This window comes from Povalibacter sp. (genome assembly GCF_036520495.1).
Lineage (GTDB): Bacteria > Pseudomonadota > Gammaproteobacteria > Steroidobacterales > Steroidobacteraceae > Steroidobacter.
The window spans coordinates 127,116-141,694 of the sequence record NZ_DATDJO010000057.1 but is presented as its reverse complement, the minus strand read 5'-3'; the positions used below and the strand labels follow the sequence as shown (position 1 = coordinate 141,694).

Annotated in this window: 11 protein-coding genes; 5 read left to right on the top strand and 6 right to left on the bottom strand. The window is 62.3% G+C overall.

The genetic code is table 11. The annotated features are described in order from the left end of the window. Positions 1–209 precede the first annotated feature (209 nt). From VIZ63_RS19895 to hisC, 3 genes are all read left to right on the top strand, one after another. Positions 210–3,155 (top strand): TonB-dependent receptor plug domain-containing protein, encoded by a 2,946-nt coding sequence (locus VIZ63_RS19895; protein ID WP_331611500.1) that lies wholly within the window; start codon positions 210–212, stop codon positions 3,153–3,155. 146 nt (positions 3,156–3,301) lie between these two features. Further along, positions 3,302–4,435 (top strand): hypothetical protein, encoded by a 1,134-nt coding sequence (locus VIZ63_RS19890; RefSeq protein WP_331611499.1) that lies wholly within the window; start codon positions 3,302–3,304, stop codon positions 4,433–4,435. Positions 4,436–4,539: 104 nt separating this feature from the next. Beyond that, positions 4,540–5,697: a histidinol-phosphate transaminase gene (gene hisC / locus VIZ63_RS19885; protein ID WP_331611498.1), complete on the top strand. Its 1,158-nt coding sequence runs from the start codon at positions 4,540–4,542 to the stop codon at positions 5,695–5,697. Here hisC and VIZ63_RS19880 read toward each other — a convergent pair. The 5 genes from VIZ63_RS19880 to hutI are packed head-to-tail and all read right to left on the bottom strand — an operon-like array spanning position 5,694 to position 11,578. Next, entirely contained in the window at positions 5,694–6,284 is a 591-nt protein-coding gene (locus tag VIZ63_RS19880; protein WP_331611496.1) for a HutD family protein, read from the bottom strand. The genes hisC and VIZ63_RS19880 overlap by 4 nt on opposite strands. Positions 6,285–6,298: 14 nt before the next feature. Beyond that, positions 6,299–7,969 carry a urocanate hydratase gene (gene hutU / locus VIZ63_RS19875; protein WP_331611495.1) on the bottom strand — a complete coding sequence of 557 codons (1,671 nt, stop codon included), beginning with the start codon at positions 7,967–7,969 and terminating at the stop codon, positions 6,299–6,301. A gap of 14 nt (positions 7,970–7,983) precedes the next feature. After that, positions 7,984–8,814 (bottom strand): N-formylglutamate deformylase, encoded by an 831-nt coding sequence (gene hutG, locus VIZ63_RS19870; RefSeq protein WP_331611494.1) that lies wholly within the window; start codon positions 8,812–8,814, stop codon positions 7,984–7,986. Further along, positions 8,811–10,352 carry a histidine ammonia-lyase gene (gene hutH, locus VIZ63_RS19865; RefSeq protein WP_331611493.1) on the bottom strand — a complete coding sequence of 514 codons (1,542 nt, stop codon included), beginning with the start codon at positions 10,350–10,352 and terminating at the stop codon, positions 8,811–8,813. Before hutH ends, hutG begins: the two co-directional genes overlap by 4 nt. Continuing rightward, positions 10,349–11,578, bottom strand: coding sequence for an imidazolonepropionase (hutI, locus tag VIZ63_RS19860; RefSeq protein WP_331611492.1), 1,230 nt, complete (start codon positions 11,576–11,578; stop codon positions 10,349–10,351). The genes hutH and hutI overlap by 4 nt, the downstream gene beginning before the upstream one ends. Positions 11,579–11,681: 103 nt before the next feature. On the opposite strand from hutI, the gene VIZ63_RS19855 reads away from it, so the two are divergent. Both VIZ63_RS19855 and hutC read left to right on the top strand, forming a co-directional pair. Beyond that, the gene (locus VIZ63_RS19855; RefSeq protein WP_331611491.1) at positions 11,682–13,037 is read left to right on the top strand and encodes a formimidoylglutamate deiminase; all 1,356 of its coding nucleotides are present in this window, start codon (positions 11,682–11,684) and stop codon (positions 13,035–13,037) included. 32 nt (positions 13,038–13,069) lie between these two features. Further along, positions 13,070–13,846, top strand: a complete 777-nt coding sequence (gene hutC / locus VIZ63_RS19850) for a histidine utilization repressor (protein ID WP_349261233.1) — start codon at positions 13,070–13,072, stop codon at positions 13,844–13,846. A 185-nt stretch (positions 13,847–14,031) separates the two neighbouring features. Here the strand turns inward: hutC and VIZ63_RS19845 are convergent, their stop codons facing one another. After that, on the bottom strand, positions 14,032–14,403 hold the full coding sequence (locus tag VIZ63_RS19845) for a LysR family transcriptional regulator (protein WP_331611489.1): 372 nt from the start codon (positions 14,401–14,403) through the stop codon (positions 14,032–14,034). Positions 14,404–14,579 lie beyond the last annotated feature (176 nt).

The following is a 14,579-nucleotide window of genomic DNA, read 5'->3' as shown; positions in this document are numbered from 1 at the left end:
AGTGTGAAGCACATTTCTTCAGTGCCGCTCCAATACGGGGAGTTTTTCTTCGATCAAAAAAACATCGAAGCAGCGGGCTGCTTATGTGTGGACATTAGAAAATACATATGTATAGATATAAAACAGATGGCGCGTCACCGAACCCTTTCGACTGACGCGATGGGCGTCGGGCGGAAAAATTATTCGTTTGTTACGGGAGGCAAGCTGAGATGAGGTCAACCCAACTGAAGCTGAAGCGGGGCAACGCGGCACTCGTTGTAGAGGCGGTACGCACCCGGCTTCGGAGTGAGCGAAGTGGCGCGGTGCGTGATGGCTCGACCATACCGCTGCTTGGTTTGATGACGCTGGTGCTGACTCAGTCAGCAACGGCGCAAACGGTTGAAGCCGCGTCGGCGGATGCCGCGGACGCGGCCCCAGTCGCCGAGGTGATCGTCACCGGGTCGCGAATCGCGACCGCGGACGGCTATTCGGCGCCCACGCCCGTCAGCGTGCTCGGTGCCGAGATGCTGCAGTCATTCGGTTCGCCGAATGTCGCAGACGCGGTCAATACGCTGCCAGCGTTGTCGGGCAGCGTCTCGCCGGCCACGTCGGTAACGACGGCGAGTACTGGCAACTCGAACATCAACGCCTTGAACCTGCGTGCACTGGGTGAGAATCGCACCCTGGTGCTCGTCGACGGCCAGCGCTCGGTCGCCTCGTCGCTCTCGGGCCTCGTCGACGTCAACCTGATTCCCCAGGATCTGATCTCGCGGGTCGAAGTGGTCACGGGTGGTGCGTCAGCCGTGTACGGCTCGGACGCGCTCGGCGGTGTGGTGAACTTCATCCTCGACAAGGATTTCACTGGCTTCAAGTCGACGGCGCAGTACGGTGCCACCACTCACGGCGACGGTGCCAACTGGATGACCGGCCTGACCTACGGCACGCCGTTTGCCGACGGGCGCGGTCATTTCATCTTCAGCGCCAGCGTTCGCGATCAGGACGTCATCGCCATCAATCGACGTGACTGGAATCTCAAAGGAATCCAGTTCATGAACAACCCGAGCTATACGTCGACCAATGGTCAGCCGCAGCGACTGCTGCTGGATCAGGTGTCGGTCAGCACGGGTATTTCCGGCGGCATCATCACCAATACACCCCTGCGTGGTACTGCATTCGGTGCCGGCGGCACGCCGTATCAGTTCCAGTTCGGCGACCTCGTGTCGGATCCGGACATGCGCGGCGGCGACTGGGAGAGCACCCAGATTCGCGGTACTCGCGCGGGCGCCAGCCTGTCGGGCGGATCGCGCACCACCAGCGGCTTCATGCGTGCGTCCTGGGATCTCACGGACAACGTCAACGTCTTCTTCCAGGCCGCGCGCGCTCGCGACGAGAACCACAACTATGCGTTCTCGCTCGAGGACACCGGCAGCATCTCCCTGAGTGTGGAAAACGCTTTCCTGCCGGACAGCATCCGGCAGCAGATGCTCGACGCCAACGTTTCAACCTTCCGTCTCGGCACGATGCACCCGGATCTCGACATCGCCGTGCCGACCAATGATCGTACGATCACACGGTTTGTCGTCGGTGCGTCGGGGAGCTTCGGTGATTCCTGGGAATGGGATGCCTACTATCAGCGGGGCGTGTCCGATCTGCACGCGATGACCAAGGGCATCTGGGTCAACTCCTATCTCGCGCTCGCCTATGACTCGGTCGTCGATCCATCCTCCGGGAACATCGTCTGCCGCTCGACGCTGACCAATCCGAGCAATGGCTGCGTGCCGTACAACCCGATGGGTACTGGCGTCAACAGCCAGGCGGCCGTCGACTACGTGGAAGGCAACGGCGAAAAGATGTGGCGCTATCAGCAGCTCACACAGGACGTCGTGGCCGTCGCGCTGAATGGCAAGCCGTTCTCAACGTGGGCCGGCGACGTTGGCATCGCGACCGGTGCCGAGTGGCGCAAGGAGTGGATCGGCAATGGCCGCAACGACGCCATCTCCAACCGCTGGGGCTGGTGGGTAGGTGGCTATCCGTCGACCCAGGGTAGTTACGAAGTGTCCGAGGCCTATCTCGAAGCAATCGTGCCGTTGGCGAGGAACCTGCCTGCCTTGCAGGCGCTGGATCTGAGCGGCGCCATCCGCGTCACCGACTACAGCACGTCGGGCAGCGTTGAAACGTGGAAGGTGGGTTTGAACTGGACGCCGATCGATGACATTCGTTTCCGGACCACACTCTCACACGACATCCGCGCGCCGAACCTGGAAGAACTCTTCAGTCGCGGCAGCGGCGGCGCGCCGGCGGTCACCAATCCATGGCTGGGCGACAGCACGGAGTACATCACCTCGCCGCGCCTGGGTAATAGCAACCTCACTCCGGAGCAGGCGGACGGTTTCGGTGTGGGCTTCGTGCTGACGCCGACGTTCATGCCTGGCTTGGCGCTGGCGATCGACTACTGGAGCGTCGAAATCGAGGACGCGATCGGTCTGCCCACGACCCAGGACATCATCGACAACTGCTATCAGGGCCTGACAGCGTTCTGTTCAGCGGTCCAGTTCACACCGGGAACGCAGAATCTGTTCATTGTCGATCGAACCCCGTTCAACTACACCTTGCAAGTGGCACGAGGTGTCGATTACGAGGCCAGCTATCAGTTCAGCGCGGATGCTTTGCACGCCAGCTTGCCGGGCTCGGTCATGATTCGTGCGCTCGCCACCAACTACAAGCGCAATGCGACGACCACGGAAGGAATCGTTGATGACACGGCTGGCCAGAACACCTCGTTCGGACCGCCAGACTGGAAGTGGAGCGCGTCCATCGGTTACAGCCTGGACTCCTTCAACGCGTCGTTGATGGCGCGTGGTGTCAGCTCCGGTGTGTATGACAATGACTGGATCGAGTGCACCAGTGGTTGCCCGGCCTCGACGACGAAGTACGTGACGGTGTCGGAGAATGACATTGAATCCGTGGTGTTCTTCGATGCCTCGGCGTCCTACAAGTTCTTCGCCGGTGATGTGCAGGTCGAAGGGTTCCTGAACGTACGCAACATCACCGACAAGGATCCTCCGGTCGTGGCGGCGAACCCGGGTGGCTTCAACTACACCATCGCGCCGGCGAATGCGCGCCTCTACGACGTGCTCGGCCGCACGTTCACGGTGGGCTTCCGCATGAACTGGTAACGGGTGACGGTGGATGCGGGCGTTCAGCGTGACGCCCGCATCCGCGCTCCCTCTCTTGCGGGCGCTGGATTCTTGCCAGACGACGGCACTCACTTCCTATGAGTCGGCCGCCACGCGTAGCCGCAGCAATTTTCCGGAGATCGACGATGCGACGTTTTTCCACGGTTCTATCTATCTGTCTGCTTGGGCTGCAGACACTCACGCTGCCGGTAGCGCAGGCCGCCGAGAAGGTGCCCGAATATGCACTCGACGCCAGCTGGCCGAAGCTGCCGTTGCCGAACCAGTGGGCGCTCGGGCTCATCAACGGTATCCACGTCGATGCCAGGAATCATCTGTGGTTGTTTCATAGTCCGGAGCTCGTGCCGAAGTACGCGCTCGGCGCGCAGCAGGATCCGCCGGCAGGCAAGTGCTGTGTCGCGGCACCGGCCATCATGGAGTTCGACGAAGCGGGCAACGTGTTGCGCGCGTGGGGTGGCCCCAACGAGGCCAAGGGTTATGACTGGCCGACGGCTGGTCATGGTCTGTTCGTCGACTACAAGGGCAACATCTGGATCGGCGGCAGTCAGACGCGTGTCGGTGCCGATGGCACCCCGCCGGACGGCATGTATCTGAAGTTCAGCCCCGACGGCAAGTTCCTGCTGCAGATCGGCGGCCGCGGCCCGTCGAAAGGCAGCCTCGATACCACACAGCTGAGCGGCGCTTCCGCTGTGGATATCGATCCTGAGACCAATGAGGTGTTCATCGCCGACGGCTATGGCAATCACCGCGTCATCGTGTTCGATGCCGACACCGGTGAGTTCAAGCGTCAGTGGGGCGCGTACGGTTTGCCGCCGACCGATGAAGTCCTGCCGCGCTACGACGGTGGTCCGACGCTGCCGAAGCAGTTCAACCTGGTTCACTGCATCCGCCTCGCCAGGGACGGACTGGTGTATGTGTGCGATCGCCTCAACAACCGGATTCAGGTCTTCCGCCGGGACGGCACCTACGTCAACGAGTTCGTCTATGAGCCAAAGACCAGGGGTTCCGGGTCTGTGGGTAACGTCAGCCTGTGGCCCGACAAGCAGCAGACGCTCATGGTGATGAACGATCCGGGCAATTTCGAAAGCGTGATCCTGCGGCGCGCCGACGGCCAGGTGCTGAGCCGATTCGGGCACTTCGGCACATGGGCTGGCGAATTTCACCGCAATCACCAGATGGAGTTCGATCTGAAAGGAAACATCTACACGTCGGAAGACCATCGCGTGCAGCGGTTCAAGGTCGTCAATGGCGTGAAGCCCTGAGCGGAGTCGTTCGAGCGGCCAGACTCGGCTGATCTTTTCTAAAGAATCGATCAGCCGGGCTGTGTGGTATCGCGCAGGCCGCCCACGACAATGATCGAATCGAAATGAGTGACATCAAGATGGTCATCAAGCACAGTCTTTCTACCAGGCAGAGCATTTCGCCGCCGGAGCCTTACTACAATCCCCACGTCGAAGCGCTGCCCAAGTACAACTCCGGCCTGAGCCTGGCGGCCGCGCGTGCGGCCAGTGGTCTGACGCAGATTGCGCGATTGGCGAGCAATGAGAATCCCCATGGTTGTTCGCCGGGCGTGATGCAGGCGATCGACGCGGTGGAGCTGTGGCGCTATTCGGATCCGGGCTGCGAGCTGTTACGCGCCACGCTTGCAACGAAGCTCGGCGTCGATCCGGCGCAAATCGTGATCGGCAACGGATCAGAAGAAATGATTGCCGCCGCCTCGCGCGGATTTCTGACGGCCGGTTCGCACGCTCTCACCGTGACGCCCAGCTTTGGTCTGCATGAGATCGAACCGCTGGCGGTCGGTGCACGAGTGACCAAGGTGCCGATGACAGCCGATCTGGAATTCGATGTGCCCGCGCTTGAACTGGCGTTGGCGCAGCACCCCCAGGTGTTTTTCCTGCCCTCGCCATCGAATCCTGTCGGCCCAGCGCTGGACACCAGAGAACTGGCGCGTGTGATCGGCGCTGTTTCAGGCGCGACCCTGTTCGTGCTGGACGAGGCGTATCGCGAGTTCACGAGCGAGGCGATTCCCGACGGGCTTGAGATGCTGCGTGAGAGCGCACTGTCCTACGTCGTGCTGCGAACGTTCTCCAAGGCGTTTGGTCTGGCCGGGCTACGTGTCGGCTACGCCGTCTGCTCCAGTCCAAGAATCGCGAAGATGCTGACGGCCGCAAAGACGCCCTTCAACGTCAATGCGCTGGCGCAGGCCGCTGCGGTCGCCGCCTTGCAGGACGAGCCGTGGATGGAAGCTGCGGTCACCAGGATCCGCGACGAACGCGAGCGGGTGTCACAGTCGCTGCGTCAGATGGGGCTGCGGGTGGCGCGTTCGGAAGGTAACTTCCTGTTCGTCGACGTGGCGCGCCCGAGCACCGAGGTCGCCACGCAGTTGCTGAAGGCTGGTGTCATCGTGAAGCCCTGGCTCGAGCCGAACTATCAGAGCTTCATTCGTGTCTCGATCGGATCCAGTGCCGAGAACGATCAGTTCATCGAAGCGCTGCGCAGGATTCTGCAGCCGGGTTTCTAGGTGGTCACCCGGTAAAACTGAATCAGATAAACCGACGCAATGGATTGCGTCGTGAGCTGCACTGGGCCGGATGGTTCATCAAGCCGGATGCAGTCGCGTGGTTCGAGTGAAAACCCGGCGCCGTCACTCGCAACGCACGTCACTTCTCCGCGCTCACAGAACACCAGCGACTGATCGGCGGTGGACGTGATCTGCAGCGCGCTGTTGATCTCGAGACGCTGCACCGTATGGCGGTAGCGATCACGGCGCGTCATCACGTTCAGATCGGTAATCGTGCCGCCGCGCAGTCGCGCGTACAGCGGCCGGTCGGCGCCGAAACTGAGAGGGGCGCTTGCAGCGGTCACGGCGTGCACGCCGCCACCCTCCCCGAAGTCGAGGTCCATACCCGCACCATCGAGGATGCTGAGTGTTCGATCAACGCCAGGAAAGATCGAGAACGGTCCATCCTGAGATACGACCGCCATGCTGACGCGCCAGTCGAGCGCGTCAAGCGTGGCGGCCGGCGGAGAGATCGCAATTTCGGAAGTCTCGCCGCCGCCATTCTTCCACGGCATGCGTCGATACGCCGCCGCTCGCAAAATGTTCAATCGCTTCGCTCCGCTCAGCCGTTGTGGATGCTGGGCAGATCGAGGCCGCGCTCGCGTGCACAGTCGAGCGCAATCTCGTAGCCGGCATCGGCATGGCGCATGACGCCGGTGCCCGGATCGTTCCAGAGCACGCGCGCCAGCCGCTCATCGGCTTCCTGGCTGCCGTCGCAGACAATGACCATGCCCGAATGCTGCGAGAAGCCCATGCCGACGCCACCGCCATGGTGCAGCGATACCCACGTGGCACCGGACGCGGTGTTCAGCAGCGCATTCAGCAACGGCCAGTCGGAGACCGCATCCGAGCCGTCCTGCATCGATTCGGTTTCACGATTGGGCGAGGCGACAGAACCGGAGTCGAGATGATCACGGCCGATGACGATCGGCGCTTTCAGTTCACCGGAGGCGACCATCTGATTGAACGCGCGACCGAGTCGATCGCGATCGCCGAGGCCCACCCAGCAGATGCGCGCGGGCAATCCCTGGAAGCTGATGCGCTCGCGTGCCATGTCGAGCCAGTTGTGCAGGTGGGCATCGTCCGGAATGAGTTCCTTCACCTTCTGGTCGGTGCGGTAGATGTCTTCCGGGTCGCCTGATAGCGCCACCCAACGGAAGGGGCCCACGCCGCGACAGAACAGCGGACGGATGTACGCCGGTACGAAGCCCGGGAAGGCAAAGGCCTCTTTGACACCGTGGTCGAAGGCCACCTGGCGAATGTTGTTGCCGTAGTCGAAGGTCGGAATGCCCTGTTTGTGGAACTGCAGCATCGACTGGACGTGCACCGCCATCGACTGCTTGGCGGCGGACGCCACGGCTTGCGGGTCCGAGACGCGCTTTTCGTCCCACTCCTCGACCGTCCAGCCGAGCGGCAGGTAGCCATTGATGGGGTCGTGCGCCGAGGTCTGATCTGTCACTGCATCGGGCTTCACGCCACGGCGCAACAGCTCAGGCAGCACATCGGCAGCGTTGCCGCGCAGCGCGACCGAAATGGCTTTGCCGGTGCGACGTGCGTCGTCAAGAATCGCCAGCGCTTCATCGAGGTTCTTGGCGCAGACGTCGATATAACGCGTGCGCAGACGGAAATCGATGCTGGACTGGCGGCATTCGATGGCCAGACAGCTGGCGCCGGCCATGGTCGCGGCGAGCGGCTGTGCGCCACCCATGCCGCCCAGACCGGCGGTCAGAATCCAGCGGCCCTTGAGATTGCCGTCGAAGTGCCGGCGACCCATCTCGACGAATGTTTCGTACGTGCCCTGCACGATGCCTTGCGAGCCGATGTAGATCCACGAGCCCGCGGTCATCTGGCCGTACATCATCAGGCCCTTGCGATCGAGCTCGTTGAAGTGCTCCCAATGCGCCCAGTGCGGCACGAGATTCGAGTTGGCAATGAGCACGCGTGGCGCGTCGCGGTGCGTGCGGAAGACACCCACTGGCTTGCCGGATTGGATCAGCAATGTCTGGTTGTCTTCGAGGCGGCGCAGTGTCGCCACGATGCGGTCGAAACTGTCCCAGTCGCGCGCGGCACGGCCGATGCCGCCGTAGACGACGAGTTCCTCGGGACGTTCCGCGACATCCGGGTCGAGGTTGTTCATCAGCATGCGCAGCGGGGCTTCTGTCAGCCAGCTGCGAGCACTCAATGTGGAACCGTGAGGAGCGCGGATGGTGCGGGACTTGTCGATTCGTCGCATGTCGGGACCTGGAGTTACGAAGCGGGTTGGAAGGTGAAGGCAATGCAGCGTTCGAGCACGTTCTGCAGCACAGTGCGCAACGGCATCGCGTAGTGAGGATCGAGCGGCGTCGGCCAGTTGTCGGGCGTCACTGGCGCGTGGGGTTCGTTCAGGTAGCCGCGACAGGCCAGTTCCATCTGCACCGCGTGTACGCCACGATCCGGCTGGCCCAGCGATCGCGTGATGTAGCCGCCCTTGAAGCGGCCATTCACGACGTGCGTGAAGGCCGGGTCAGCGCACGCGGCGGCGATGGCCTCGGTCAGGATCGGATCGCAGGAGCGACCGTCATTGGTGCCGATGTTGAACTGCGGCAGCGCCCCGTCGAACAGTCGGGGAATGTGTGAGCGGATCGAATGGCAGTCGTAGACGACGACGCGGCGATGCAAGTCGCGCAAGCGCGCCGTTTCGTCTCGCAGCGCGGCGTGATACGGATCGAAGTAGGCGAGACGGCGGGCGTCGATCTCATCCGCGGCGATTGCAGCCGCATCCCGGTACAGCGGCTCGCCATCAAAGGTGGTCGTCGGGCACAGCTCGGTGGTCGCCATGCCGGGATACAACGAGCGTCCGGACGGGTCGCGATTGACATCGATGACGCTGCGCGACACGGCGGTGCGGACGATGGTGGCATTGAGGTCCTTCGCAAACGAGTACAGCTCGTTGATCCACCAGTCCGCGTCTCGCCGTGCCAGCCACGGCGAAACGAAGCGGTCTTCGAGGCCGCGCAGATCCGTACCCGAGTGCGGAATGCTCAGCAGCAGCGCCGCCTCGCCACGATCGATCGACAGCCAGTCGGGACGGTGGCTCAATGAGCTTCCCTCAACACCTGGGGCAGTGGCACGCCCACGCAGGACGCAATCGCTCCGGAGCGCACCAGCGACACCGCCTGTTCCATATCGGGATGCATGTAGCGGTCATCGGTGAGTGTCGGCACGCGCTCGCGCAGCAGGGTGCGCGCAGATTCCAGCGATACGCTGGTCGTCAATGGTGCGTGGAAATCGCAGGCCTGCGCGGACATCAGCAGTTCGACGGCGATCACGGCTGACGCGTTCTCGATCATCGGCAGCAGGCGGCGTGCGCCGTGGGCAGCCATCGAGACATGGTCTTCCTGATTGGCCGATGTCGGAATCGAATCGACGCTGGCCGGGTAGGCGCGCTGCTTGTTCTCGGAAACCAGCGCCGCTGCCGTCACCTGCGGAATCATGAAGCCAGAGTTCAAGCCCGGTCGTGGGGTGAGAAACGCCGGCAATCCGGACAGCACCGGATCGATCAGCATGGCGATGCGACGCTCGGCAATCGAGCCGATCTCGCACACGGCAATCGCGATCATGTCGGCCGCGAACGCCACGGCTTCTGCGTGAAAATTACCGCCGGAGAGCGCCGTGTCATCGTCAGCGAAGATCAGTGGGTTGTCCGAAACGCCATTGGCCTCGGTGGACAGGAAGGTGGCGGCGTTGCGCAGCATGTCAAGACAGGCGCCCATGACCTGCGGCTGGCAGCGCAGGCAATACGGGTCCTGCACCCGATCATCATTGATGAGGTGGGACGCGCGCAGGGCGCTGCCGGCCATCAGTTCACGCAATGCGCCGGCGGTTTCGATCTGACCGCGGTGGCGGCGCAGCGCATGAATGCGTGGGTCGAAAGGCACGTCGGTGCCACGTGCCGCATCGGTGGACAGTGCGCCGGTCACCAATGCGCTCTGGAACAATACTTCGGCTTCGCACAGTGCGGCCAGAGCGACCGCAGTCGAGAACTGGGTGCCATTGAGAAGTGCGAGTCCTTCTTTTGGCTGCAACGTAATCGGTGTGAGCTTCGCGAGTGCCAGGCCATCGAGCGCCGGCATGCGACCGACGGGCGTGTCGACTTCGCCAACGCCGATCATGGCAGCCGTCATGTGTGCGAGCGGTGCGAGATCGCCCGACGCACCGACGGAGCCCTGGCAGGGAACGATCGGAATTATTTCCGCGGACAGCATCGTTTCAATGAAGTCGAGCGTGTGCGGTTGCACTCCGGATGCGCCTTGCCCAAGGCTCGCCAGCTTGAGCGCCATCATCAGTCGCACAATGCGCGTTGGCAGTGGCTCGCCGGTGCCGGCGGCGTGTGACAGCACGATGTTCCGTTGCAGCTTGTTGAGATCGGCAGCGTCGATGCTGACATTGGCGAGCTTGCCGAAGCCGGTATTGATGCCGTACACCGGTGCGCCACGTTTGACGATGCGCGTGACAGCGGCCGCGCTGCGTTCCACGGCGCTGCGGCATGACGCATGCAGTCGAGGGGTCGCGCCGCGATACACCGCGCGCCAGTCGTCGAGCGGTGTGGAACCAGGAATTAACTCGATCGCGATCATCGACCTCTCCAGATACGGGAATGCAACGGGTTGAAGCCCATCCGATAGACGAGCTCAGCAGGATGTTCGATGTTCCAGATGGCCAGATCGGCGCGCTTGCCGGCCTCGAGGGTGCCGACAGCGTTGTCCATTCCCAGTGCGCTCGCAGCGTGGCGAGTGACGCCGAGCAGGCATTCGTCGACCGTGAGCCGGAACTGGGTTGCTGCCATGTTCATCGTCAGCAGCAGGGAGGTGAGTGGCGACGTGCCGGGATTGCAGTCGGTAGCGACTGCAATCGGAACATGGTGGAGGCGTAGCAGGTCGACTCGGGGAGCGGTTCTCTCCCGGAGGAAGTAGTACGCACCTGGTAGCAGCACGGCGACTGTGCCGGATAGTGCCAGTGCCTGGATGCTGGATTCGTCGGAGAACTCAAGATGGTCGGCCGACAACGCGTGATGGGTCGCCGCAAGCCTGGCGCCGGCCAGATTGGAGAGTTGGTCAGCGTGCAGTCTCACGCGCAAGCCCAGCGACGCGGCCGTTGCGAACACGCGCTCGATCTGCGCGGGCGTGAATGCAATGTGTTCGCAGAAGCCATCGACTGAGTCGATCAGATTCTCCGCAGCGAGTGTCGGCAGCATTTCCTGCGTGAGAAGCTCGATGTACGCATCCGCACGGCCCGCCATCTCAGGCGGTACCGCATGTGCGCCAAGGAAAGTCTTGTGAACATGGATAGGGCGGATGCGGCTCAGTTCCTGTGCAGCCTCCAGCAATCTCCTCTCCGTCGCGAGGTCGAGGCCGTAACCGGACTTGATCTCGATCGTCGTGACGCCTTCGCCGATCAGGGCATCGAGGCGCGGTAACGACGCGTCGATCAGCTGTTCTTTCGACGCAGTGCGCGTCGAGCGCAACGTGGAAATGATGCCACCGCCCGCCGCAGCGATCTCCTGATACGTGGCGCCGCGCAGTCGCAGCTCGAACTCATGCGCTCGGTTGCCGGCGTGCACAAGGTGGGTATGACAATCGACGAGTCCCGGTGTGATCCAGCGACCTTCGCAGTCGATTTCTTCGCGTTCGGAATGGGTGCAGGAAGGCAGGTCTTTTTCGCTGCCCACGAATACGAGGGTGCCGTCGCGCGACACGACCGCGCCGTTCTCGATGATGCCGATTCCTGCTGTACCGCGTGCCATGGTCGCCAACCTGGCGTTGCGCCATACGCGCTCGTTCGGTTGCTGTGTGGGCACGTTCATCATCGCAGATCTCAACGCATGGATGTCTATCTGCGAGATAATGTATAGGCATATAATTGGCTAAAGCAAGCGACTCATTGCTGTTACGCGCCGGAGTTAATTCATGACCGTGTTGTATGCAGAGCACCTTCTCACGAATGCAGGATGGGTAAGGTCGGCGCGCGTTCATTTGACGCAAGGGCGCATCGCCACGATCCAGATTGGGGCAGCGCCGCAAGCGGGTGATGAGCGTCACGCCGTGATCGTTCCTGCGGTATCCAATCTGCACAGTCATGCGTTTCAGCGTGGCATGGCCGGATTGGCAGAGATGCGTGGGCCTGGCAATGACGACTTCTGGAGTTGGCGGGACACGATGTATCGGTTCGCATCGCGTATGTCGCCGCAGCAGTTGCAGGCCGTTGCAGCGCAGGCCTACATGGAAATGCTGGAAGCCGGCTACTGTCGTGTCGGCGAGTTTCACTACCTGCACCACGACATCGACAGTCGGCCGTATGGCGACCCCGGTGAGATGGTCGCTCGCATCGCCGCTGCGGCCGAAGACACGGGGATAGGGCTGACCCTCCTGCCCGTGTTCTATGCGCATTCATCCTTCGGCGGGCAGCCGCCGCGGCCGGCGCAAGCTCGATTCATTACGGATCTGGATAGCTACGCTCGCATCGTCGAGCGCAGTCGCGAGGTGGTGGCGTCGTTACCGGCGGGTGTGGCGGGCGTGGCGCCGCACAGTCTCCGAGCCGTGACCCCGGATGAGTTGGCGCAGGTGGTTCGATTGCTGCCTGGCAAGCCAGTACACATTCATATCGCTGAGCAGATGAACGAGGTGCGCGACTGTGTCGCATGGTCGGGGTTGACGCCGGTGCGATGGTTGCTGGAGAACGCAGCGGTGGACGCGCGCTGGTGCCTGGTGCATGCGACGCATGTCGACAGTGACGAGCTCAAAGGGATTGCTCACGCAGGCGCGGTCGCCGGTCTGTGTCCGGTAACGGAAGCCAACCTGGGCGATGGCATCTTTCCGGCCGCCGATTTTCTGGCCGCCGCCGGGCGATTCGGTGTCGGCACCGATTCAAACGTCTGCATTTCGCTATCGGGGGAACTCGCACTTCTGGAGTACACTCAACGCCTCTCACGCAAGGCGCGCAATGTGATTGGCCTGCATTCGCGATCGACAGGGGCGGCGCTTTTTGAGCGTGCGCTTCACGGTGGTGCAGCTGCGCTCGGCGTGTCGACCGCGGGAATCACCGAGGGCAATGCCGCCGATCTGGTGAGTCTGTCCATCGAGGAGCCGGCGATGATCTGCCGTGCCGGCGACTCACTCATCGATTCATGGTTGTTTGCCAGCCAGAGTGGCGTGGTCGACTGCGTCTGGGTCGGTGGGCAGAGGCTGGTCGAGCAGGGGTGTCATCGGCAGCGACGCCGGGTGCGGCATGCCTATGCGGAGGCAATGAAGGAGTTGTGCGCTTGAAGAAAAATGAAAACGCCGAGAGCCTGCGAAGTGTGAAGGGGAAGGCGGCTGCGCCGCAGGGCAAGGAACGCACACGGAAGGTCCCGGCATCGCTGCATCAGCGCATTCTGGGCGATATTCAGGGCAATATTCTGTCCGGTCGGTGGGGGCCAGGGCAGCGCATCCCGGTGGAACACGAGCTGATGCGGCAGTACCGCTGCTCGCGCATGACGGTCAACAAAGTGCTCACGCAGATGGCGCAGGCGGGCATGATCGAGCGTCGTCGCAAGGTTGGCAGCTTTGTGAGACGGCCGCAGTCGCAGTCGGCGGTGCTGTCCATTCCCGATATCAAGGCGGAAGTCGATGCGCTCAATCTTCCGTATCGATTCGAGATCCTGAAGCGATCAAAGCGCGCAGCGTCGCGTGAACTGCGGGCGCTGCTGGGCACTGATGAGTCCGTGCCGTTGCTGGAGCTGGTCTGCCGGCATTTCGCGGGCGATCAGCCCTTCTGCCTGGAGTATCGTCTTGTGAATCTGCAGGCAGTCCCGGCAGCGGCGACGGCCGACTTCGACGAAACTTCTCCCGGCGCCTGGCTGCTACGCCAGGTGCCCTGGAACGTGGCGGACAATCGCATCCGTGCCACCGGCGCAAACGCCGACGAAGCTGCGCGATTGCAGGTCAAGTCGGGCAGCCCGTGCCTCGTTGTGGAGCGCACGACGCGTGCCGCGCAGTCGCCAATCACTTTCGTGCGGCTGACGTATCCCGGAAATCTCCACGAACTGATTGCGACCTTTACGCCGCTGGGCGCATCGGCGCCGCAGCCGGCGTAGGCAGAACGGCAGCAGCGACCCGTCAGGGCATTGTTACGCCCGAGGAAAGATCCTGTTGCAGGCGGGCGATGGCGATCAGTGCGTTACGGACTCCGCGCAGATCGGCCGCTCCAGCGCATCTCGCTCCCAGGCAAGGTCGTAAAGCTCGGGCAGATCGCTTATCCCAGGATGAGACTTGCTCCAATTCAGGAGCGGTTCTTGCAACCAGTCGGCCACGGACAGCGGTGCGCTGACGACGATGCTGCATTTGTGCGAGCCACTGCGAGTCGTTGCTGTCCGCGGCGCACTTCTTCGAACGCAGTGCGTACCTGCTCGTAGCAGATGCGTCCCCATGACGTGAGCGAGAGCGAGCGTCCCTCGCGTTCCAGCAGTCGCGCATTCAGATCGCGCTCGATGTTGCGCAGCTGTTGGCTCACTGCGCCCGACGTAACGCCAAGTTCGGCAGCGGCCTCAGCGACGCTGCCGAGGCGAACCATTGCTTCGAATGCCTGAATCGCTCGCATCGGCGGCAGCGTTGTCGTCAGCGAATCGCGCGTCACGTGAGTGTTGTTGCTCATGGAATTCGTCACGCAGCTTTATGGTGCAGGTCTGTGAAAGAACGCATCATTTTGGTGAGCAAAGTGCGTGAAAAATTTTAATGTACAGTCTTTTGATTCTGTATGTATAGACGTTATAGTCAGTACGAATCGTGTTGACTCGTCGGGCACGATCCACCAAGTCAGAGAGATTCAGA

Excerpts from the sequence above, each read along its gene's own strand:
- hutU (WP_331611495.1), bottom strand. The coding sequence starts at position 7,969 with ATGCGACGAATCGACAAGTCCCGCACCATCCGCGCTCCTCACGGTTCC.
- VIZ63_RS19845 (WP_331611489.1), bottom strand. The coding sequence starts at position 14,403 with ATGAGCAACAACACTCACGTGACGCGCGATTCGCTGACGACAACGCTG.
- VIZ63_RS19855 (WP_331611491.1), top strand. The coding sequence starts at position 11,682 with ATGACCGTGTTGTATGCAGAGCACCTTCTCACGAATGCAGGATGGGTA.
- VIZ63_RS19895 (WP_331611500.1), top strand. The coding sequence starts at position 210 with ATGAGGTCAACCCAACTGAAGCTGAAGCGGGGCAACGCGGCACTCGTT.
- VIZ63_RS19890 (WP_331611499.1), top strand. The coding sequence starts at position 3,302 with ATGCGACGTTTTTCCACGGTTCTATCTATCTGTCTGCTTGGGCTGCAG.
- hutI (WP_331611492.1), bottom strand. The coding sequence starts at position 11,578 with ATGAACGTGCCCACACAGCAACCGAACGAGCGCGTATGGCGCAACGCC.
- hutH (WP_331611493.1), bottom strand. The coding sequence starts at position 10,352 with ATGATCGCGATCGAGTTAATTCCTGGTTCCACACCGCTCGACGACTGG.
- hisC (WP_331611498.1), top strand. The coding sequence starts at position 4,540 with ATGAGTGACATCAAGATGGTCATCAAGCACAGTCTTTCTACCAGGCAG.